This is a genomic window from Pseudomonas sp. JS425 (assembly GCF_018223845.1).
In the GTDB taxonomy this organism is placed as follows: domain Bacteria; phylum Pseudomonadota; class Gammaproteobacteria; order Pseudomonadales; family Pseudomonadaceae; genus Aquipseudomonas; species Aquipseudomonas asiatica.
This window is the reverse complement of sequence record NZ_CP073661.1, coordinates 5,815,823-5,838,622: the sequence shown is the minus strand read 5'-3', so window position 1 is coordinate 5,838,622 and position 22,800 is coordinate 5,815,823. Positions and strand designations below refer to the sequence as shown.

The 22,800-nt window shown below is 62.4% G+C and carries 13 protein-coding genes; 4 read left to right on the top strand and 9 right to left on the bottom strand.

The window, feature by feature from the left end; translation table 11 throughout:
* Positions 1-64: 64 nt before the first annotated feature.
* The 5 genes from mscK to betI form a co-directional block, all read right to left on the bottom strand.
* Complete coding sequence (gene mscK, locus KDB76_RS26775) at positions 65-3,400, bottom strand: mechanosensitive channel MscK (RefSeq protein ID WP_013974591.1); 3,336 nt, start codon at positions 3,398-3,400, stop codon at positions 65-67.
* Positions 3,401-3,435: 35 nt separating this feature from the next.
* The gene (locus tag KDB76_RS26770) at positions 3,436-5,178 is read right to left on the bottom strand and encodes a potassium/proton antiporter (RefSeq protein ID WP_013974590.1); all 1,743 of its coding nucleotides are present in this window, start codon (positions 5,176-5,178) and stop codon (positions 3,436-3,438) included.
* A gap of 264 nt (positions 5,179-5,442) precedes the next feature.
* Positions 5,443-7,140: a choline dehydrogenase gene (gene betA, locus KDB76_RS26765; RefSeq protein ID WP_013974589.1), complete on the bottom strand. Its 1,698-nt coding sequence runs from the start codon at positions 7,138-7,140 to the stop codon at positions 5,443-5,445.
* 78 nt (positions 7,141-7,218) lie between these two features.
* Entirely contained in the window at positions 7,219-8,691 is a 1,473-nt protein-coding gene (gene betB / locus KDB76_RS26760; RefSeq protein WP_013974588.1) for a betaine-aldehyde dehydrogenase, read from the bottom strand.
* 39 nt (positions 8,692-8,730) lie between these two features.
* Positions 8,731-9,387 (bottom strand): transcriptional regulator BetI, encoded by a 657-nt coding sequence (betI, locus tag KDB76_RS26755; RefSeq protein WP_003259891.1) that lies wholly within the window; start codon positions 9,385-9,387, stop codon positions 8,731-8,733.
* A 533-nt stretch (positions 9,388-9,920) separates the two neighbouring features.
* On the opposite strand from betI, the gene KDB76_RS26750 reads away from it, so the two are divergent.
* Both KDB76_RS26750 and KDB76_RS26745 read left to right on the top strand, forming a co-directional pair.
* Complete coding sequence (locus KDB76_RS26750) at positions 9,921-11,867, top strand: BCCT family transporter (RefSeq protein WP_230684671.1); 1,947 nt, start codon at positions 9,921-9,923, stop codon at positions 11,865-11,867.
* Positions 11,868-12,647: 780 nt separating this feature from the next.
* Entirely contained in the window at positions 12,648-16,616 is a 3,969-nt protein-coding gene (locus tag KDB76_RS26745) for a DUF6543 domain-containing protein (RefSeq protein WP_212632206.1), read from the top strand.
* 42 nt (positions 16,617-16,658) lie between these two features.
* Here KDB76_RS26745 and KDB76_RS26740 read toward each other — a convergent pair whose 3' ends face one another.
* The 4 genes from KDB76_RS26740 to gpmI all read right to left on the bottom strand — a co-directional run bounded on the left by KDB76_RS26740 (position 16,659) and on the right by gpmI (position 21,902).
* A complete protein-coding gene (locus KDB76_RS26740) occupies positions 16,659-17,426 on the bottom strand; it encodes a divergent polysaccharide deacetylase family protein (RefSeq protein ID WP_024087848.1) in 768 nt (255 codons plus the stop codon).
* Between the two features lie 8 nt (positions 17,427-17,434).
* Positions 17,435-18,751: a S41 family peptidase gene (locus KDB76_RS26735; protein ID WP_023660970.1), complete on the bottom strand. Its 1,317-nt coding sequence runs from the start codon at positions 18,749-18,751 to the stop codon at positions 17,435-17,437.
* Between the two features lie 79 nt (positions 18,752-18,830).
* The gene (locus tag KDB76_RS26730; RefSeq protein WP_038410203.1) at positions 18,831-20,135 is read right to left on the bottom strand and encodes a murein hydrolase activator EnvC; all 1,305 of its coding nucleotides are present in this window, start codon (positions 20,133-20,135) and stop codon (positions 18,831-18,833) included.
* Between the two features lie 231 nt (positions 20,136-20,366).
* The gene (gene gpmI, locus KDB76_RS26725) at positions 20,367-21,902 is read right to left on the bottom strand and encodes a 2,3-bisphosphoglycerate-independent phosphoglycerate mutase (protein ID WP_013974582.1); all 1,536 of its coding nucleotides are present in this window, start codon (positions 21,900-21,902) and stop codon (positions 20,367-20,369) included.
* A gap of 206 nt (positions 21,903-22,108) precedes the next feature.
* On the opposite strand from gpmI, the gene KDB76_RS26720 reads away from it, so the two are divergent.
* Positions 22,109-22,522, top strand: a complete 414-nt coding sequence (locus tag KDB76_RS26720) for a rhodanese-like domain-containing protein (RefSeq protein WP_003259887.1) — start codon at positions 22,109-22,111, stop codon at positions 22,520-22,522.
* Between the two features lies 1 nt (position 22,523).
* Positions 22,524-22,778 carry a glutaredoxin 3 gene (gene grxC / locus KDB76_RS26715; protein ID WP_003249204.1) on the top strand — a complete coding sequence of 85 codons (255 nt, stop codon included), beginning with the start codon at positions 22,524-22,526 and terminating at the stop codon, positions 22,776-22,778.
* Positions 22,779-22,800 lie beyond the last annotated feature (22 nt).

The window sequence follows — 22,800 nt, the reverse complement described above, 5'->3', positions numbered from 1 at the left end:
GCAGGCGCGCACGAGGGCGAAGCCCTCGCAGGGATTCTGCACAGAATAAAGTATTAGAGCCCACTCAGGCCGAAGCAGTGCCATCCGGTTTCGGCTGCTCCACCGGAATCAGCTGCTGTTTGCCGCCCTTCGGATCCATCAGAAACACCTCGACCTGGCGCACCGAGATCTTGATGTTGTGAGCCTTGAACTCGCGGTTGATGTAGCGGTTGATCTCGTCCAGCGTCGGGTTGCGGTCGCCCAGGTCGCGTACGTGCATGCGCAGCTCGTGGTCCAGCGAGCTCTCACCGAAGTTGAGGAAGTACACGATCGGCTCCGGGTCCTTGAGCACGCGCGGGTTTTCGTGGGCTCCCTTGAGCAGCAGGTCGCGGACCAGGTCCAGGTCGGAGCCATAGTCGATGCCCAGCTTCAGCGTAACCCGGGTGACCGTGTCGGTCAGCGACCAGTTGATCAGCTGGCCGGTGATGAAGGTCTTGTTGGGGACGATGATGTCCTTGCGGTCGAAGTCGGTGATGGTGGTGGCGCGGATGCGGATCTTGCTCACCGTGCCCGACAGGTTGCCGATGGTGATGGTGTCGCCAATCCGTACCGGGCGCTCGAACAGGATCATGATGCCGGAGATGAAGTTGGCGAAGATCTCCTGCATACCGAAGCCCAGGCCCACCGACAGCGCGGCCACCAGCCATTGCAGCTTGTCCCAGCTGACCCCCAGGGTCGACAGGGTGCTGACGATACCGACGCCGACGATGACATAGGACAGCAAGGTTGTAGTGGCATACGCACTGCCCTGGGCCAGGTTGAGCCGCGACAGCACCAGGACTTCGAGCAGGCCGGGCAAGTTCCGTGCGAGGGCGAAGGTGATGCCGATGATGACCAGCGCACCGAGGAAGTCGCCCAGGCTGATCGGCACCATGCTGGCGGTGGCTCCGGTGCCGCTGGAGTACTCGTACAGGGTGAAATTGTTGAGGTAGGCGAACACCGAAATCAGGTCCGACCACACCCAGTACAGGCCGGCGATGAAGCCGCCGAGCAGGGCCAGGCGGATCAGGCGCAGCGACTGCTGGTTGACCTGTTCGATATCCAGCGTTGGTTCTTCGGTGATGACTTCGCCATCCAGCCCTTCCTTGGCCGCCGCCCGCTTGCTCAGCGCGCGCTGGTAGGCCAGGCGCCGTGCCGCCACCGACAGGCCACGCACGAACGCGGCTTCGATCACCAGCCAGAACAGCAGCAGGTACAGGGTGTAGATCAGCCGGTCGGTAAGTTTCAGCGCGGTGTAGTAGTAGCCGAAGCACACGGCCACGAACAGGGCGATGGGCAGGGCGGTGAAGGCCACGCCCACGGCCTTGCGGAACAGCGAGGTGTCGCGGTGTGCCGGGCTGCTGAGCAGCAGGCGGCTGAGCAGCCAGGCCATCAGTGCGTAGCAGGTCAGTACCACGCCGATACCCAGCACATCATCGGCCAGCGCCGAAGGCTGATGTTCGGCCACCGCCACCACACCGACCAGTGCCAGTACCACGGTGCCCAGGCGCCGCACCCAGCCGCGCAGGAACTCGACCTGCGGCTTGTGCCAGCGGAAGTGGATTTCCGCCACGCCGCCCGGGGCGAGGATGCGGTAGGCGGTGTAGAACACCAGCCAGGCCTGGGCCAGTTGCCAGAGGGCGGCGCCGAGGTTGGCATTCTGCCCGCGGGCGTCGATCTGCAGGGCGTAGCTGCACAGGGCCAGGCCCAGGCTGACCGGCATTGCCAGCAGGATGTTGATGAAGATCGCCTGGGGCGTGTGCCACTGGCTGTCACGGCGGAAGTGGCCGATGTCCTGGTGCACCTTGCCCAGCCGTTGGTACAGGTATTTGCGCCGCCACAGCAGGCCGCCGATCACCAACAGCAAGGGCAGGAACAGCAGCGGGCGCTGGCCCAGCCCATCGGCCAGTTCCTTGAGGCCCGAACCCCAGGGCAGGCTGGCTACCTGGTCGGCAAAGCGTGCCGGCACCAGGCTCAGCCATTCCCAGTCCAGTGGCTTGTTGCTGGGAATCCAGAACATCTGCTCTTCGAGCGTGGTGCGCAAGCCCTGGGCGGTGCCGAGCAGCTGCTTCTGGTTGAGCTGCAAGGTGATCGATTCGTTGAGCAGTGCCGACAGCTCCCGGCTGAGGCGTTCGAGCAGGTCGACGCGGGTAATCATCACCTCCAGCAGCGCCTTGCGCAGCTGAGGGGTAACCTGCTCCTGTGGCTGGCCAAGCAGCAGGTTGTCGACGTACGCGGCGGGGCTGCTCATCTGCTCGCGTTGCTGGTTCACCTCGAACTGGTAAAGACGGATATCGGCGATCTGGTCAGCCAGGTCGCGGTCCACTTTCAGGTGCGGCAGGGCCTGTTTCTGCTTGTAGAGGATCTTGGACAGCAGCAGGCTGCCCTTGAGCACGCTGATCTGTTCATCGAGGGCCTGGTCGGCCTGGGTCAGGCTGTCTAGCTGCTGCTTGCTGCGCAGGTTCTGCTGGGTCAGCTCGTTGAGGCGGTCGGTGCTCTTGAGCAGGTAGTCGGACAGTTTCAGGTTGGCAGCGCTTTCGTTGGCCAGCAGGGTGCTGCCGCCGGCTTTCTGCGCTTCGATCGATTGCTGGGTGACCGCCTGCTGCGACTGGGCCAGGCGCTTTTCGTTGATCAGCGATTGCAGGTCCTGGATTTCCTGCTCCATTCGTGTGGCGCGCTCGATCAGCAGGTCGTGACGGGCATTGCCCAGGTCCTGCAGCAGGCCGTTGCCGGCCAGTTCCTGGCGACGCAACGAGGTCAGGGCATTGAGCGACGCCAGCTCGGCATTGAGCTTGTTGCGTTGGTCGCTGTTGAGTGGCTTGCCGTTCTCCTTGCCGCTCTTGAGGCTGAGGTTGATCTGCTGGGTACGTGTCTGGTTGTTGCTGATTTCTGCCTGAGCCCGCTCTGGGCGGGTCTGCGAGTTGATGATCAGGCTGTTGGCATCCGACAGTGCCTTTTGCAGTTCGCCTTGTTGCGTACTGCGCTCGCTGAGCATCTGCTCCAGCTGTGGCACGTTCAGGGTGGCGTAGCGTTGGGCCACCGGCAGTGGCTTGCTGGCCTTGAGCTTGATCAGCTCGCGCTGGCTGTCGGCGGTTTCCTTGGGCGCGCCAGCCAATTGCTGCTTGAGTGCCTCAAGCTTCTTTTCGCTGTCTTCCTTGCTGAGCAGCAGTGCCAGGGTCTGTTCCAGCACCTGTTGCTGGGCCTTCTGCTCCGGTGTCTGTTGCGCAGCCTTGGGGTCGGCCTCGGCACCCTTGGGCTGGGAAATCTTGTTCAGGCTGCTCTGGATGCTAGTCGTGGTGGGAAGCTCGGCCGCGCCAGCGGCGAACGAGAGAGACAGGCACAGCCCGAACAGGGCTGTGCGGAGGTACACGCGCAGGGACATAGGCAGACTACTTGTGGATCCGGCAGAAACGAAGTTTAGAGGAACAATCCTGGTCCGGGTCGCGTTCCTTCGGGGAATCTGACGCCTACTTTCTGAATCTTGTTCCCGTCCATGGTGGCCACGGTCCAGATCGTGCCATGCCATTCGACCTGGTCACCTACTACTGGAGCGCCTCCGACCTTTTGTCGGATGAACTGGGCCAGTGGCATTTTCGCGTCCAGGCCGTCGAGTTTCAGACCGTACAACGCTGCCACCGCACCCAGTTCGGCATCGCCTTCGAGCACGAAGTCGCCGAAGAAACGCAGGTCGAGGCCACGTTGTGGTGCCTGGCTGAACAGCTTGCCCAGGGCCGGCAGGTTGTGCTCGTGGCCGATCACGCAGAGCATGTCGCCTACTTCCAGTACCGTACTGCCGGACGGGTGCAGCAGTTGCTCGCCCCGGAACAGCGCGGCGATTCGCGTGCCTTCGGGCATCTTCAGCTCGCGCAGGGCGGCGCCGATGCACCATTTTTCGGCACCCAGGCGGTAGACGAACATTTCCCACTCGCTGGTGATGTGCACTTCCAGCGCCGAACGGGAGATCGGCGCCGGGTCTGGCGGTACCGTCACTTTCAGCAGCTTGGCCATCCACGGCAGGCTGGTGCCTTGCACCAGCAGCGACACCAGCACGATGAAGAAGGCCAGGTTGAAGAACAGCTGGGCGTCCGGCAGGCCGGCCATCAGCGGGAACACCGCGAGGATGATCGGAACCGCACCGCGCAGGCCGACCCAGGAAATGAAGGCTTTTTCACGGCCGTGGAAGGCCTTGAACGGCAACAGGCTGGCGACCACCGACAGCGGGCGCGCCACCAGGATCATCCACAGCGCCAGGCCCAGCGCCGGCAGGGCGATGGGCAGCAGGTCGTGGGGCGTGACCAGCAGCCCCAGCACCAGGAACATGCCGATCTGCGCCAGCCACGCCATGCCGTCGAGCATGTGCAGGATGCCGTGGCGGCTGCGGATGGGCTTGTTGCCCAGCACCAGGCCGCACAGGTACACGGCAAGGAATCCGCTGCCGTGCAGGGCGTTGGTCAGCGAGAACACCACCAGGCCGCCGGCGATCACCAGGATGGGGTACAGGCCGCCAGCCAGCTTGATGCGGTTGACCAGTTGCAGCATCAGCCAGCCGCCGCCCAGGCCCACCAGCCCGCCGATGCCGAATTCGCGCAGCAGGTGGGTGAGCAGGCTCCAGTGCAGGCCGGTCTGGCCGCTGGCGATCATGTCGATCAGGGTGACGGTGAGGAAAACTGCCATCGGGTCGTTGCTACCCGACTCGATCTCCAGGGTGGCGGTGACCCGCTCGTTCAGGCCTTTGCCGCCGAGCAGCGAGAACACCGCCGCAGCGTCGGTGGAACCGACGATGGCGCCGATCAGCAGGCCCTGGATCAGGCTCAGGTCGAACAGCCAGGCGGCGACCAGGCCCGTGAGGGCGGTGGTGATCATTACGCCGATGGTGGCCAGCGACAGCGCCGGCCACAGCGCCACGCGGAAGCTCGCCACCCGTGTGCGCAGGCCACCGTCGAGCAGGATCACGGCCAGCGCCAGGTTGCCCACCAGGTAGGCGGTCGGATAGTTGTTGAAGATGATGCCGCCACCATCGACGCCGGCGATCATGCCGACCGCAAGGATGATGACCAGGATAGGGATGCCCAGGCGCGACGACAGCGAACTGACCAGGATACTTGCGCCCACCAGCAATGCGCCGATCAGGAACAGGCTGTTGATGGTGCTTGCATCCAAAGGCAGGTACTCCGGGGACCGCGGGGGAGGGGACTTGATAGCATGACGCTAGCAGGTCGCGTGCCAAATGATTCTAACCTGATGAATTGGCAGGCTGTAAAGCGTTTCTGCAGATGAAAAAAAGGCACCGCGGTGGGTGCCTTTTCGGGTGTTGCCTGGGCGGGCCCTTTCGCGGGTGAACCCGCTCCCACAGGTACTGCACAGTTTCAAAACCTGTGTGAGCCCTGTGGGAGCGGCTTTAGCCGCGAAGAGGCCGGTGCAGGCTTACGCCTGCTTGACCTCGCGCATCGGCTTGCCCTTCACCGGTGCATCGCCCGCCACGTAGTACTTGGCAGTGCTGCGCGGCAGCGGCTTGCGGCCACGGATCTTGTCCGAGATTTTCTCGGCGATCATGATCGTGGTGGCGTTGAGGTTACCGGTGATGATCAGCGGCATGATCGACGCATCGACCACACGCAGGCCCTTCATGCCATGCACGCGGCCTTCGCCGTCGACCACCGCCATGTCGTCGGTGCCCATCTTGCACGAGCAGGACGGGTGGAAGGCGGTTTCGGCGTGCTCGCGGATGAACTTGTCCAGCTCTTCATCGGTCTGCACGTGCGCGCCGGGGCTGATCTCACGGCCACGGTACGGGTCCAGTGCCGGCTGGGCCATGATTTCACGGGTCAGGCGGATGCCGTCACGGAATTCCTGCCAGTCCTGCTCGGTGGACATGTAGTTGAACAGAATGCTCGGGTGTTGGCGCGGGTCCTTCGACTTGGCCTGGATGCGGCCGCGGGCAGGCGAGCGCATGGAACCCATGTGTGCCTGGAAGCCGTGTTCCTTCACGCCATTGGAGCCGTTGTAGTTAATGGCCACTGGCAGGAAGTGATATTGAATGTTCGGCCATTTGAATTCAGGGCGGGTACGAATGAAACCACCGGCCTCGAACTGGTTGCTGGCGCCGATGCCGGTGCCGTTGAACATCCACTCGGCACCGATGGCCGGCTGGTTCCACCACAGCAACGATGGGTACAGCGACACCGGTTGGGTGCAGGCGTACTGCAGGTACAGCTCCAGGTGGTCCTGCAGGTTTTCGCCAACGCCTGGCAGATCGTGCACCACCGGGATGTCGAGGCTTTCCAGCAGGGCGCGCGGACCAACGCCGGAGCGCTGCAACAGCTGCGGCGAAGCGATGGCGCCGGAGCTGACGATGACTTCCTTGCGGGCACGGGCTTCAACGCGCTCTTCGCTGTCACCGACCAGGTAGGTCACGCCGATGGCGCGCTTGCCGTCGAACAGCACGCGGTCAGTCAGGGCGTGGGTGACGATGGTCAGGTTCGGGCGCTTCTTGGCCTGGTCCAGATAGCCGCGGGCGGTGCTGGAGCGGCGGCCGTTCTTGGTCACCGTACGGTCCATCGGGCCGAAGCCTTCCTGCTGGTAGCCATTCAGGTCTTCGGTGCGCGGGTAACCGGCCTGCACGCCGGCTTCGACCATGGCGTGGAACAGCGGGTTGTTGCCGGCTTTCGGCGTGGTCACGCTGACCGGGCCTTCGCCACCGTGGTAGTCGTTCGGGCCGATGTCGCGGGTTTCGGCCTTGCGGAAGTACGGCAGGCAGTCCAGATAGGTCCAGTCTTCCAGGCCTGGCAGTTCTGCCCAGCCATCGAAGTCCAGGGCATTACCGCGGATGTAGCACATGCCGTTGATCAGCGACGAGCCACCCAGGCCTTTGCCGCGACCGCATTCCATGCGGCGGCCGTCCATGTACGGCTCCGGATCGGTCTCGTAGGCCCAGTTGTAGCGGCGGCCCTGCAGCGGGAAGGCCAGGGCTGCTGGCATCTGGGTGCGGAAGTCGAAGCGGTAGTCGGGGCCACCGGCTTCCAGCAGCAATACGGTGACGCCTGCGTCTTCGGTCAGGCGGGTCGCCAGGGTGTTACCGGCCGAACCGGCACCGACGATGATGTAATCGAATTCTTGGGACATGAAAGTACCCTCGTGTTGGCGGTGTTCAGGGAGCAGGAACGCCCGTGCGCTGAGGCACGGGCGTGGCTGGACAGGGCCTTAGAAGACCGAGTTGTAGCCGCCCAGCTCGACCTGGACCGACTTGATGCGAGTGTATTGAGCCAGCGAGCTGACGCCGTTCTCACGGCCGACGCCCGACTGCTTGTAGCCACCGACCGGCATTTCGGCCGGCGATTCGCCCCAGGCGTTGATCCAGCAGATACCGGCTTCCAGCTTGTGGATGATGCGGTGGGCGCGGGTGATGTCGTTGGTGCAGACACCGGCGGCCAGGCCGTACTCGGTGTCGTTGGCACGACGGATGACTTCTTCTTCGGTTTCGTAGGTGAGGATGCTCATCACCGGGCCGAAGATCTCTTCCTTGACGATGGTCATGTCGTCGGTGCAGTCGGTGAACACGGTCGGGGCCACGAATGCACCCTTGGCGAAATCACCGGCGGTCAGACGCTCGCCACCGCACAGCACGCGGGCACCTTCTTCCTTGCCCTTGGCGATGTAGCCAAGCACGCTTTCCATGTGCTGGAAGCTGACCAGCGGGCCGAAGTTGGTGTTTTCGTCTTCCGGGTTGCCAGCGCGGATGCGGGCAACGCGTTCGACGATCTTGGCCTCGAAGGCAGTTTTCATTTCAGCCGGGATGAACACGCGGGTGCCGTTGGTGCAAACCTGGCCCGAGCTGTAGAAGTTGGCCATCATGGCGATGTCGGCGGCCTTGTCCAGGTCGGCGTCGGCGCAGATGATCAGTGGCGACTTGCCGCCCAGCTCCATGGTGACTTCCTTGAGCGACGAGCTCGAGGCGCTGGCCATGACCTTCTTGCCGGTGGTGGTGCCGCCGGTGAAGGAGACTTTTTCGATGCGTGGGTGTTCGGTCAGCCAGGTGCCGACTTCACGGCCGCTGCCGGTCAGGACGTTGAACACGCCGTTCGGCAAGCCGGCTTCGGTGTAGATCTCGGCCAGTTTCAGGGTGGTCAGCGAGGTGACTTCCGACGGCTTGAAGATCATCGCGTTGCCGGCGGCCAGGGCCGGAGCGGATTTCCACAGGGCGATCTGGATCGGGTAGTTCCAGGCGCCGATACCGGCGGTCACGCCCAGCGGCTCGCGGCGGGTGTAGACGAAGGACGATTCACGCAGCGGGATCTGCTCGCCTTCGATGGCCGGAACCAGGCCTGCGTAGTACTCCAGCACGTCGGCGCCGGTGACGATGTCGACGTAGCGGGTTTCCGAGTACGACTTGCCGGTGTCCAGAGTTTCCAGCATGGCCAGCTCGTCGTTGCGCTCGCGCAGGATCTCGACGGCGCGGCGCAGGATGCGCGAACGCTGCATGGCGGTCATCGCGGCCCAGACTTTCTGGCCACGCTCGGCGCTTTCGACGGCTTTCTCGACGTCAGCCTCGGTGGCACGTTGCACGTGGGCGAGGACTTCGCCGGTAGCCGGGTTGATGGCTTCGAAGGTGGCATCGCTGCCAGCGTCGACGTAAGCGCCATCAATGTAGAGTTTTTGCGTTCCGAAACGGGCCATAGTGTCCTCGCAAGTGCAGTGTGTGGTTTGGCTTGCGCGTCACGCTCCTGCTGGGTTGGCAAGGGCCGTGCGCGGTTGTTCAGCGGCCTGGTCGTTTGTACCCAGGGTGTGCTGTTTAGCCAGTTGTAGATCCATGTATTCGTAAGCAATCCGTATCGCCTGGTCGGTGTCGAATGCATCACCCGACAGGGCGCCACGCAGCCACAAGCCGTCGATCAAAGCTGCCAGGCCGCGGGCTGCCTTGCGCGCATGGTAGAGCGGCAGGGCGCGGCGGAACTGGCAGCACAGGTTGGAATACAAGCGGTGGTCGTTGATCCGCTGCAACCTGTGCAAATCGGGCTGGTGCATGCTGGAAGCCCAGAAGGCCAACCAGGTTTTCATCGCCGGGCCGTTTACCTGGCTGGCATCGAAGTTGCCCTCGATGATCACTTTCAGGTGGGCGCGCGGGCTGTCGTCCGTCAGGGCCTGGCGACGTGCTCTGACACCTTCGTTGAGCATGTTCATGATGTAACCCATCGTCGCTGCTATCAGGCCGTTCTTGTCCCGAAAGTAGTGACTGATGATGCCGTTCGACACACCGGCCAAACGGGCAATCAGCGCAATGCTGGCGTCACCCAGTCCGACCTGATCGACCGCCTGCAACGTGGCTTCGATCAACTGCTGGCGGCGGATGGGTTGCATACCGACCTTGGGCATCTTGCGTTCTCCTCAGGCCTGCGAGCAGACGACGGGCGGCTGACTCGGCGAAGGCCAGTCTATTTTGTTTTGATTGAACGTTCAATCAATAAAGAATAAGCTCTGCGACAATTTGTGCCATTGACAGTTTTTAAGGCGGTCGAGAAAGCACGGATTGACACCCCAGGAAATCGCGTAACCCCCTGAATACAAGGCGTTGACGGGCATGAGCGATGCGAAATGCAGATTCTGCCGTGCGGTCATGGACCCTGCGGCGGGCCCTTGGAGCGGGCGGGGTGATCTGTGACGAATGCGCGCACCTCAGCTGAGGCGTGGCATTTGCAGCAGGCCACCTGTCTGTTTTTTGCAACGTATCGATTCGGGATCACGGTTTCCAAGGGTGCTTTTATAACACCTGATGCAGTGGGGATATTCCACCAATTGCTCGGGAAAGACTGATTAGCCTCCACAGCCGCACTGCCCGGAGCATTCGTGCAATGAGTTCTGCCTCACTTACCAACCCTCCGGCCGAGAGGGTACGGGTCAACCGCGTGGTGTTCTTCACCTCCGCGCTGATGATTCTCGTTTTGACTGCCTTGCTTATCGCTGTACCCGAAACCGCCGGCCAAGTGCTGGGCGTAGCCCAGAAATGGCTGACGCGCACCTTCGGCTGGTATTACATGCTGGTAATCGGCGGTTACCTGCTGTTCGTCATCTACCTGGCCTTCTCCGACTACGGCAAGCTCAAGCTTGGCGGCAAGGATGACCAGCCCGACTTCAGCTATGGCGCCTGGGCCGGCATGCTGTTCTCCTCCGGTATCGGCATTTCGCTGTTGTACTTCGGCGCCTCCGAGCCGCTGGACCACTACTTCAACCCACCGGAAGGCACTTCTGCCAGCCTCGACGCAGCGCGCCAGGGCCTGCAGCTGACCTTCCTGCACTGGGGCCTGCATGGCTGGGCGATCTACGCCCTGGTCGGCCTGGCCGTGGGTTACTTCGCCTACCGCCACAACCAGCCGCTGGCGCTGCGCTCGGCGCTGTACCCGCTGGTGGGTGAGCGTTGGGTCAAGGGTGCTGCCGGCAATGCCGTGGACATCTTCGGCATGTTCGTCACACTTCTGGGCCTGGTGACCAACTTGGGCATCGGTTCGATGCAGGTGGCCTCCGGGCTGGAATACCTGTTCGGCATGGACCACAGCAAGACCAACCTGCTGGTGGTGATCCTGGTCATGGCCGGCGTTGCCACCGTGGCGGCGGTCTCGGGTGTGGAAAACGGCATTCGCCGCCTGTCCAACCTGAACATCGTGCTGTTCAGCGGCCTGTTGATCTTCGTCCTGCTGGGCGGCGAAACCCTGCACCTGCTCAACGGCTTCGTGCAGAACATCGGCGACTATCTCAACGGCATCGTGCTGAAAACCTTCGACCTCTATGTGTATGAAGGCGAAGCCGGCAAGTCCGAGCGCTGGCTGGGCCTGTGGACTGTGTTCTACTGGGCCTGGTGGATCTCCTGGGGCCCGTTCGTCGGCATGTTCATTGCCCGTATCTCCAAGGGCCGCACCGTGCGCCAACTGGTCAGCGGCGTGTTGCTGATCCCGCTGGGCTTCACCCTGGCCTGGCTGTCGATCTTCGGCAACACCGCGCTGGACCTGGTGATCAACCAGGGCGCCGTGGAACTCGGCAAGACCGCCCTGGAACAGCCGTCGATGTCGATCTACCAGCTGCTGGAATACTTCCCGGCGGCCAAGATCGTCATCGGTGTAGCGGTGTTCGTCGGCTTCGTGCTGTTCCTCACCCCGGCCGACTCCGGCGCGGTGATGATGGCCAACCTGTCGTGCAAAGGTGGCAAGGTTGACGAAGACGCCCCGCACTGGATGGTGGTGTTCTGGTCGGTGGTCATCACCCTGGTCACCATCGGCCTGCTGTTCGCCGGTAACTTCGAGGCCATGCAGACCATGGTGGTACTGGCGGGCCTGCCGTTCTCGGTGGTGCTGGTGCTGTTCATGTTCGGCCTGTACAAGGCCATGAAGCAGGACGTGGTGGTGGAGCAGGAGCGTGCCGAGCTGGCCGCACGTGGCCGTCGTGGCTTCAGCGAGCGCCTGACCCAGCTGGAACTGCAGCCGACCCAGGCCGTGGTGCAGCGTTTCATGGACAAGCAGGTCAGCCCGGCGCTGAAAGAAGCCGCCGCGCAGTTGCAGACCCTGGGCTTCGAGGTGGAAACCCGGGTTGGCCAGTCGCGCAACATGATGGGCCTGCGGGTGTTGATGGAAGAGGGCAACCCGTTCGTCTATGAAGTAAGCCTGGATGGCTACCTGGCCGCGCCGAGCGAAGCGCCGGTGGAAGGTGAGCCGGAAGTGCGCCAGCGCTTCTACCGCGCCGAGGTGTACCTGCACGATGGCAGCCAGGAGTACGACCTGATGGGCTTTGCGCCGGAGCAGATCGTGCGTGATGTGCTGGACCAGTTCGAAAGCCACCGCCAGTTGCTGGGGCGTGTGTACAGCTGATCGCTGCGTTGAGTGAGAAAGGCTCTGTTCCCAAGAACAGGGCCTTTTTTGTTGGGCGGGTGCTATTTATCCAGCACCATGGATAAGAGCGGTTTCTCTAGGTTGGCCACCCCACCAACAAGAGGACCTGTCATGCCAACCCCCCCCTGATTCTGTATTCGATTTCAAGGCGGCGGTCGCTCGCCAGTTCGCAGGCCGACCTACCCTGCGAAAGGTGGTCGGCGACCAATTGCTGGCGCAGCTGAAAGTGCGGCACCCAGTGTTGACTGATGTCGAACCGGTACTTACCGCTGAAGCGCTGGAGCTGCTGATACCTCATCCAAGCCAGCCGCACTGGGATCGAAAGCCCCTGATTGATGCAGTGCTGCAGGCTTGGCTGGATGGCAAGTCGCTAGATCTGGAGCCGATAAACGGGCGAGCTTTTGCGCTGACTCTGGCTTCCCCTGTCCTGTTCCCAGGGGCCGATGACGCATTCGGTGTGATACAACTGGTTGCCGGGACGGATGGTTTCGACGCATTGATCGCGCAGTTGGACGAAGACTGGTGCCAGGCGCAGATCGACTACTGGCAAGCCATTGGCTCAGCAGGTGTGTCACGCGACCGCTGGTTGCAGTTGCTGCTGAAGACAGCATTGCTGAGTAATTTGCCTCTGCAGGGCCTGGATGCCCAGCAGCAGGCCTGTGTGCACGGGCTGCTGGGTGGTGGTACGGCATCGCCTTCAGTGTTCGTCGTGGAAGTGCAACTGGATTTGCGCGGCAGCAAACCCGCGAGATGCAGACCATGCTGCTGGTTACCGGAGAATGGGATGAAAGGCAGGTCGTGCTGTGGTGTTCTCCCTCAAGCGTTGTTCGTGCGTTCGATTCGCTTGATGAGTTTGCCGAAGCCCTGCGGGACACATTGGCTGAACGGTTCCAATACGATGCATTCACCTGGCACCGTCAGGAGCTGGAAGGCGATATTTTCGCCCAGCAAACGGCACTTCTGCTGGACAATATGCTTACCCGTGCCAGCGGCGTCCGGCATTATCACCTGGGTAACGTGGCGGAACTGGAGCAGGTGTTCGACGCGCTGAGCGCCCCGGAGCAGTGGTTCATCGACGGCTACTTCGTCGGTCAGGATGAGCCGGCGAAGCCCCTGCCTGGCCTGCTCAAGGCCAAGGCGGCTGACAGTTTTGCCTATCAGGATGCGGTATTCGAACTGGCCCTGGAGCAGGCGATATGCGAAGGCTCCACGGCGCCGGATGAGATTCTGGATCTGCATTCCTATACCCGCCAGAAACTTCGCGAAGCGCTACTGGCGGACTATCCGCTCGAGGCCAATTACCAGCCTGATGATCTGATACTGGAGCTCAAGTTGTCCCAAGGCGTGCCGGGTGGTGCTGCTACTGGGGCGGGCGGTGGGGAGCCGTGGGTACGGCTTGCCGACAAGACGTTGACCGAATTCGCCATCGGTAACCTCAGCTCGCTGGGTGATGCCGTCATCACCGGTATCCGGCATAAGAATGACCAGTTGATCATGCCTTGGCTGACAGGCGCCTACCTGCGTGAACTGGTCCAGCGCGTTGATATAGGCGGCAAATATCCCGCGTATGTGGCGCAGGCCATGAACGAGCCCGTGAAGCGCCCGCAACGGGTCGAGCGTTTTGCCCGCGAATGGCGGCAGACGATGATATTCAGTGCGCTCGACGCGAGGCTGGAGCGCAGGCTCAGTGATGCCGGTCTGCAGGTTGTTACCGACTACTGCCGAGGCTTTTACAGCGCGGGGCCGGCGGCGTCGTTGATCCCGCTGGCATTCACCACGGCTACCCAGTCCGAACGCTACGACCTGGTCTCGGGCATGTACCTGCTGTATTGCGCGGAGCCTTCCGTGGTTCTGCTCTATCGGCCATTGTACAAAAGCGAAGCGCTCCGGGAGTTTGCCAGCCTGGATAAACTCAAAGCCTACATTGCCCAGTCGGAGTCGCTGCAAGCGAGCATCTTGCAGTGGATGAGCGCTGAAGCGCGTGCGTTCTACCACAGCGATCTGAGCGCTGACACTCGCCTGGTGCACGTGGGAGGAGACCCTTTGCTGCTGCCTGAGTCGGCACAGCTTGCCCTGCGTCTGTGGAGCATCGATGTGGATACCAAGCTCTACAACGCCAATCGTGACCTGCTGGTGGCGATTGCAGAGCAAGATGTCACGTCCAATGCCGAAAGCCGCTGGGCGCTGCTCGAGCGCGGTGCCTGGTTGCTGTTCCAGACCGTTACGCCGCTGCTGCGAGGGCCTGTCGCCGTTGTGGCCTGGTTGGCGCAGGGTGTTGCGGCAGTCAGGGACGATGTGTCGGCTTTGAGTGAAGGCAGCGAGTTCGAGCGTTCGGCTGCGGTGGTCGACCTGATACTCAACGTCGGCATGACCCTGATGCACGCGCGGTTGCCCGGCCCACAACTGGCGTCGCCCCCTTCTGCCGTGGCGTTGGAGTGGGGCGCTCGGCCCTTGCCGTCAGGCAGCCAGCAGCAGGTGGTGCCTGCTCAAGGCAAGGTGGGGCTGCCAGGGTCTCTGACTGGCATTCAACTGGACTTCTCCTGGCGAGGAAACCAGGGTTTCAACTGGATAACACCGTCCCAGCGTGAATCGCTCAAGGCGCTACGCTCGGGCCAGGACTTGAGCGCTCGAACGCCGGTGGTTTCAGGCTCTACCAAAGGGCTGTACCAGATCGAAGATCGGCTATATGCGCAGATGGGTGCAGAGGTCTACAGGGTCGAGCTGATCACTGATCAGGTCCGCATCGTCGGTCCGCAGGGCAGCATCGGGCCTTGGCTAAGTTTGGAAAACGGCGCATGGCGCATCGACCGGTCATTGCGACTGTTGGGTGGAGGGCCGAAAACCCGCCGGGAAATTCTGCAGCGGCAGAACAGGCAGAAGCTTGAAGAATTGATGGACCTTGAAAAAAACTTGACCCTGAAAAATAACGCACTTAGCGAGGAATTCCGCAAACATCGTGAGTTTCTGCTGGACAGTACCAAGAAGCTCGAGGCGGCCAGAAGCAGCGGCAGTGAACGGGTCAAACTCCTGGAGTCACTCAATCACCAAGCCAAGTTGCGGGTTCTGGCTGATTTGAAAAGTGTGATACGCAACGCGCTCGAGCACGATGAGGTACTCACCAAGATCATTCCGCTGAGCTCTTATGGGCTCAGCCTGGAAGACGCCTTGAAGCAGCAACGCAGTTCAAGCCGGCAAGAGCTGATCTCGAACTGCGAAAGTTACTACAACGAATTGGCGAGCCTGATTAACGCTGCTGATATAAACACGCTTGCCGAATCCCTGGTCGTCCTGCCTGAACTGGAAGGTGAGAAGCAGCACTATCGGGACTTCTACACAAAGCTTCAGCAAGTGGTGGAGTGGGAGCGCGACCTTGAAAAAATATTGGTCGACTTCGACCGGCTACTGGAGTGCACGCTCAAGGACGACGAGATTGTCTTTACCGATGCCGTCACTGGCAAGAGTATGAGTAAAACGAAGGAACTCAACGGTCTCATCGAGCGGCGTCGGCTGTCGGCAACAGGCCTGGCGTTTCGTCAGTTGACGGACTTGGCGGAAGCTAGCCTGGACCGCCTGGCGGAGGTCGACGAGCGCGTACTCGTGGAATACGAGGCCTATCTGAATGGGCCTGAATTGCAGAGCGCCGGGGCCGCTCATGCAGATCTTGCGGGAGGCGTGTTCTCTACCGTGGAACGCATTGAAATTCTGAAAGGTGTGGTGGACGCCTACGAGCAGGCGCTGGCCATGAGTGAGTACCTGCGCAGTTTTGGCGGCAAGGCGATCAGAGCGGCGTCGCTGCAAGACTACCGAAGGGTTCTGAAGGGATTGAAGGCAAGGGCCGAGGCTGCGTTTGAGGAGCTCGTGCGCGAGCAGGAGCTGGCCGAGCAGCCAAGGCCGCGGGTATCACTTTACCCCGCCCGCGGCGGTAAGCGCCGAGTCGTGCGGACCCAGCGGGGCAGGAGCGTTGTCGGCCTACAGCGGGAGGTCGATGGGCGGTCGGTCATTGAGCAACTCGACTATCGCAAGGCCGTGCTGAAAACGTTCCGTGAAAAGGATGGGAAGTGGGTCGAGGATGTCACGGTTACTCCAGAGGATTTAGTAACGCCCGTGGCTTCGGGTGCGCTCACCAAGCAGGCGCAAGCGCTGATAGGTGACATCGAGTCGGTCATCAAGCTTGCCAGGCAATATATCAAGTCTGATCAGCCCATTAGTCTTTCAACCATCATTGACGGGCATAAGGAAAAACTTGAAGAAGTGCTTGGGCGGTTGCCGCGTCTCGACTCGACGAAACAGGTGATCGAGGCGCTGAGCGATGGCATCACCCGGCTGGAAACTTCGCATGATGAATGTTTGACGGAACTATACCTTTCTAGCCACCGTCCCACGGCTGAAAGTTTGCGGTTTCTGTGGAAGCGGCGCCTAGTGACCATCTCTCGCGTCCCTGAGCGGAAGCGGATCAGTGTCGAGGACTACCTCGACATCTACGAGATCCGTCGGCCGCCGGCGACTGGGCGAACACAGGGCATTTGTGTGTGGGAGGCGCACTTCCACTATACGAGTGAAAGTGCAGCGGCACGCGAGTTCGTCAAAGGCCACCTCAAGCTCTGGAGGGAGCGCAAGCTAGGGCGCAAGGCCCAGTTGCGTGCAGCGACCCAGCGTAAAGAGCTGCTATCGATCTACCGCGGTGACCTGCGCCTGGAGCAGGTAGACGGGATCATTCCGTTCGACTGAAGGCTTCCACCCGAATAGTGCAGCGGCCAAGTGGTGGATGTTTCAGCGGTTGCTGTAGCGGCCATGCTTGCCATGTGCGGGCATGGCCTGATTACTCCGCTCGGCGATCATCTGCTGCAGGTTTATCAGCCTGACGCCCTGGCTGCGCAGGTGTGGTAGCTCGTGCGCCAATACTTCAAGTGTCTGCGGGTAGGGGTGGCCGATCAGCACGGCAGAACCCTGCTTGCGCGCCAGTGCGATGCCTTGCTGAAGCTGTAGGGTAATCGCCTCGGGGGTGCGCACGTCATCCAGGAACACATCCCGCGAAACATGTGCCAGCCCCAGCGCCTGGGCCTCGGCCGCCGCTACGGTGGCGGCGCTGGTGCGGCTGTCGACGAAGAACAGGTGTCGGCGCTGCAGTTCTCCCATCAGCCAGGCCATCGGCTCACGCTGGGCGGTCATGAGGCTGCCCATGTGGTTGTTGATGCCGGCGGCATACGGAACCTTGGCCAGGGCTGCGTCCAGGCGTTTGGCCAGTTCATCGATCGGCGTGCCGGGGTGCCACGCGTAAGGGCCGGTGGCCGGGTCCATGGGCATGTGCAGGATCACCGTCTTGCCGGCCTTGTGCGCCTGACGGGCGAACGTTGTGGCATGCGGGGTGTCGGGCATGATCGCCATGGTCACCGGGCCGGGCAGGGCCAAGGTACGGCTGTCGCGCTCGCTGCTCTGGCCCAGGTCGTCGATGATGATGCTCATGTAGGCCTTGCCGGCCGGTGCCGCTTGCGCGACCCCGGCCATCAGGCAGAACAGCAGACACAGCAGATAACGCATGGGGTGGATCAGTCGCCCTTGGTGATGTTCAGGCCTTTGAGCAGGCTCAGGGCCTGGCTCAGCTGGAAGTCGTCATCCTGCGGGCGCTCCTTGCGCTTGCCGCTGCCGGTCGGTCGGTCGGCGCCGCCGTTGCCGTTGCCCAGGTGGCCCTGCAGGTCGGCTTCCTTGAAGTTGTCGGTGTCGGCTTCGGCGGTGAGCTTGGCCGGGCGCACTTCGATGTCGGGGACGATGCCCTGGGCCTGGATCGAGCGGCCGTTGGGGGTGAAGTACAGCGCGGTGGTGAGCTTCAGCGCACGATCGTTGGCCAGTGGCAGCACGGTCTGCACCGAGCCTTTGCCGAAGCTGTCGGTGCCCATCAGCACGGCGCGTTTCTGGTCTTGCAGGGCGCCGGCGACAATTTCCGAGGCCGAGGCACTGCCGCCGTTGATCAGCACAACCAGTGGCACGCCGTCGCTGGCGTCTGCCGGGTCGGCCGAGAAGCGCAGCTCGGAGTTGGCGATGCGGCCCTTGGTGTAGACGATCAGGCCCTTGGTCAGGAAGTGGTCGGCCACTTCCACCGCCGACTGCAGCACGCCGCCCGGGTTGTTGCGCAGGTCCAGCACCACGCCGCGCAGCTTCTTGCCGTTGTCCTTGCGCAGTTTGGCCAGGGCCTTGCCTACTTCGTCGCCGGTCTTGACCTGGAACTGGGTGATACGGATGTAGCCGTAGTCGTTCTCCAGCAGCTGGCTCTTCACGCTCTTGACCTGAATGACCGCCCGGGCCAGGGTCACGTCGAAGGGATTGCCGCCGTCGCGCACCAGGGTCAGGGTGATTTTCTCGCCCACCTTGCCGCGCATCTTGTCGACCGCTTCGGTCATGGTCTGGCCACGAGTCGGGGCGCCGTTGATCTTGACGATCAGGTCGCCGGCCTGCACGCCGGCACGTGAGGCCGGGGTGTCGTCGATCGGCGAGACCACCTTGATGAAGCCGTCTTCCTGGCCTACTTCGATGCCCAGCCCGCCGAACTCGCCGCTGGTGCTTTCCTGCAGCTCCTGGAAGTCCTCGGGGCCGAGGTAGGCCGAGTGCGGGTCGAGGTTGCTGAGCATGCCCTTGATGGCATTTTCCAGCAGGGTCTTGTCATCCACCGGCTCCACATAGGCCGCCTTGATGCGGTCCATGACCTCGGCGAAGGTGCGCAGCTCTTCAAGCGGCAGTGGCGCCTTGGCGGTCACCTCGGTGGCCGGTACTGCGGCCGGCTTGGCCGGCTCCGCGGCAGTGGCCAGGGGCGCGCCGACCGCCAGGGCGATGGACAGGGCCAGCTGGGTGAGACGAGGCGAGTGCAGCATGTCGAACGAACTCCTGATCCTGTAAGCGCTCCCTTGGGAGCATCGGCGCAGCCCGTGGGCTACCCCGTAGAAATTTGACTTAGCCCCGGCACCACTGCGAAGGGTCGGTAGGCCGGCCCTGCTGGCGGATGGCGAAGTACAAGCCGGAAGCGTCCTGGCCGCCGCTGTCGCCAACGGTGGAAATGGCCTCGCCAGCCTTGACGATATCACCGGCGCTCTTGAGCAGGCTCTGGTTATGGCCGTACAGGCTCAGGTAACCGTTGCCATGGTCGAGAATGACCAGAAGCCCGGCACCGCGCAACCAGTCGGCGAACACCACGCGCCCGCCGTGCACGGCACGGACCTGGGTGCCCGGGTTGGCGCTGATCATCACCCCGTCCCACTTGGCACGGGCATCGCTGCCGCGGGCATCACCGAAACGTGCCAGCAATCGACCATTGACTGGCCAGGGAAGTTTTCCCCGTGCGGCAGAAAATGCGCCGCCGTAGTTCGCGCCGTCGCTGGAAACCAGCGGGCCCAGGGTGGTGCGGGCCTTTTTCGGTGGCTCCACCGGTTCGCGGGCCTGCTCGCGGGCGGCAGCGGCGGCCAGGGCTTCCTGCTGGCGGCGTTTTTCCGCTTCCTGCTGGGCCAGCAGGGCCTTCTTGCGCGCTTCTTCGGCTTCGCGGGCCTGGCGGGCGAGGGTTTCCTCGATGGTCTTGAGTACTTTGGACAGGTCGGCCTGATCCTGCTCGCGCGATTGCAGCTTCTGGTCGCGGTCCTTCATGTCGCTGTTGAGCTTGGCCAGCACCTGCTGGCGCTTGCCACGCTCGGTTTCCAGGGCCTGGCGGCGGCTGTCGAGGTCCGCGCGCTGGGCCAGCAGCTGTTGCTGCTGGGTAGCGATTTCCTGTTCGACGTTGGCCAGCTGGCGCAGGGTCTCGTTGAAGGTGCGCAGTTGCTCCAGGCGCGCCTTGCTCAGGTAGTCGTAGTAGGTGAGGGTGCGGGCAAACTTCTCGGGGTTCTGCTGGTTGAGCAGCAGCTTGAGGTATTCCTCGCGGCCGTTCTGGTAGGCCGAACGGGCCTGGATGGCGATCAGTCGCTGTTGTTCAACGCGGGCGCTCTGGAGTTTTTTTTTCTCGGTATCAAGGCGCTCCAGCTCGCCCTCGGTCTTTTTTAGTTCTTGCTGCAGGGCCTCCACCTGCTTTTCGAGGTTGCCGATATCGGTCTCGGTGGCTTTGAGGTCCTTTTGCACACCGGCCTTTTCTTCCTGGAGCTTGCCCAGCGTCTTCTTGAGCTCGGCAATGTCCTGGCGGGTGGCGTCCAGTTGCTGCTGGGTCTGCGCACGCTCATCGGCAAAGGCCGGGCTGAGCAGGCAAGACAGGGCTAGGAGGATCAGGGCGCGAAGCATGGGGTTTGGCGTACCAAGGATGGAGACTGGCCTAGTATGCCCGCGCGGGCGGGCAAAAAAAACGCCTCGCTGCGGGTGCAGAGGGGCGTTTGTCTGGAATTCATGTGTTATTGGGGCTGCTATGCAGCCCATTCGCAGCTCAAGGCTGCTCCTACAGGCATTGCATGAGCCCTTTGTAGGAGCAGCCTTGTGCTGCGAATGTGCCGCAAAGCGGCCCCCTTTGGCACCGAGTCAGGCGTCGACCAGGATCGAGGTGCCGGTCATTTCTACCGGCTTTTCCAGCCCCAGCAGCTTCAGCATGGTCGGCGCCACATCGGCCAGCACGCCGCCGTCACGCACCTTGACGTTGCGCTTGCCGACATAGATGAACGGCACCGGCTCGGTGGTGTGCGCGGTGTGCGCCTGGCCGGTGCATTCGTCTTCCATCTGTTCGACGTTGCCGTGGTCGGCGGTGATCAGCGCTTCGCCGCCGACCTTGTCCAGAGCTTCGACGATGCGCCCGACGCAGCCATCCAAGGCCTCGACGGCTTTCACCGCAGCCTCGAACACGCCGGTATGGCCGACCATGTCGCCGTTGGCGTAGTTGACCACGATCACGTCATAACGCTGTTGCTCGATAGCCTCGACGATGCGGTCGGTAACTTCCGGTGCGCTCATTTCCGGCTGCAGGTCGTAGGTGGCGACCTTCGGCGATGGGATCAGAATGCGCTCTTCGCCTTCGAACGGCTCTTCGCGGCCACCGGAGAAGAAGAAGGTGACGTGGGCGTATTTCTCGGTCTCGGCGATGCGCAGCTGGGTCTTGCCGTTCTTCGCCAGGTACTCGCCCAGCACGTTGTTCAGGCTGGCCGGGGCGAAGGCGGCGGGGGCCGGGATTTTCGCCGAGTACTGAGTCAGGCCGATGTAGGCGGCCAGTTTTGGCAGGCGGGCACGCGGGAATTCGTTGAAGTCGGCTTCGACGAACACGCGCGACAGTTCGCGAGCGCGGTCGGCGCGGAAGTTCATGAAGATCACCGCATCGCCGTCTTCGACCTTGACGGCTTCACCGATGCGCGTGGCCTTGACGAACTCGTCGCTCTCGTCGCGGGCGTAGGCCGCTTCCAGGCCGGCCAAGGCGGTGTCGGCGGTGTATTCGGCAGCGCTGTCCACGATCAGGTTGTAGGCGGCGCTGACGCGGTCCCAGCGGTTGTCGCGGTCCATGGCGTAGTAGCGGCCGATCAGGCTGGCGATGCGGCCCTTGCCCAGCTTGGCGAAGGTGGCGTCGAGCAGTTCGATGGACGACTGCGCGCTGCGTGGTGGCGTGTCGCGACCATCGAGGAAGGCGTGCAGGTAGATCTTTTCCGCACCGCGCTGCGCGGCCAGTTCGGCCATGGCTACCAGGTGGTCCTGGTGGCTGTGTACGCCGCCGTCCGACAGCAGGCCGAGGATGTGCACGGCCTTGCCGGCACTGGCTGCCTTGTCCACGGCGCCGGTCAGAACCGGGTTCTCGAAGAACTCGCCGTCGCGGATGGCCTTGGTCACTCGGGTGAAGTCCTGGTACACCACGCGGCCGGCGCCGAGGTTCATGTGACCGACTTCGGAGTTGCCCATCTGCCCGTCCGGCAGGCCGACATCCATGCCCGAGCCGGAAATGAGGCCATGCGGCTGGCTGGCGCGCAGGCGGTCATAGACCGGTGTGTTGGCGGCATAGATGGCGTTGTATTCGGGGCTTTCGCTGTGGCCGAAGCCATCCAGGATGATCAGGACCAGGGGTTTGGGCGTACTCGTCATCAATCAAACTCACGGTTGTTCAAAGATGATAAAGACACGCATTTTAGGGCAAATGCGCCACCGGCGGCGAATATTCGTCCTGTTCCCTGACCAGCGTGGCCAATGTGGCAACATGAAGGTACCTTTCCGGCCGGCCCGTCGGGCTTTGGTGGCAATAAGGGCCTGTGTATACTGGCCGGCATTTTCAATCGCGTGGAACACCCCAGATGGTTGCTAACCTGATTCAATTTGCGACAAACCACTACATCCTGGTGGCGATCTTCGTTGTTTTGCTGGTCGCGCTGCTGGTCAACGAAATCCGTCGCGGCGGCCAGAGCCTGAGCAACGGCCAGCTGACTGCCCTGGTCAATGCCGAGAAAGCCCTGGTCATCGACATCCGCCCGACCAAGGAATACTCCGCCGGTCACATCGTCGGTGCGGTGAACATCCCGCAGGACAAGCTGGTCAACCGCATGAGCGAGCTGGACAAGCACAAAGAGAAGACCCTGATCGTCGTCGACTCGATGGGCCAGCAGTCCGGCACCATCTGCCGCGAGCTGCTCAAGGCTGGTTACAACGCCGCCAAACTGAGCGGTGGCGTTTCCAGCTGGAAAGCCGATAACCTGCCCCTGGTGAAGTGATATGAAGCCCGTCATCGTCTATTCCAGCGACTACTGCCCCTACTGCATGCGCGCCAAGTACCTGCTCGAGAGCAAGGGCGTGGCCTTCGAGGAAATCAAGGTCGACGGCAAGCCACAGGTTCGTGCCGAGATGAGCCAGAAGGCCGGCCGTACATCTGTGCCGCAGATCTGGATCGGCAGCACCCACGTCGGTGGATGCGATGACCTTTATGCCCTGGAGCGCGCCGGCAAGCTCGACGCGCTGCTGGCGGCCTGATTTGCACTGCATTCAAAAACAT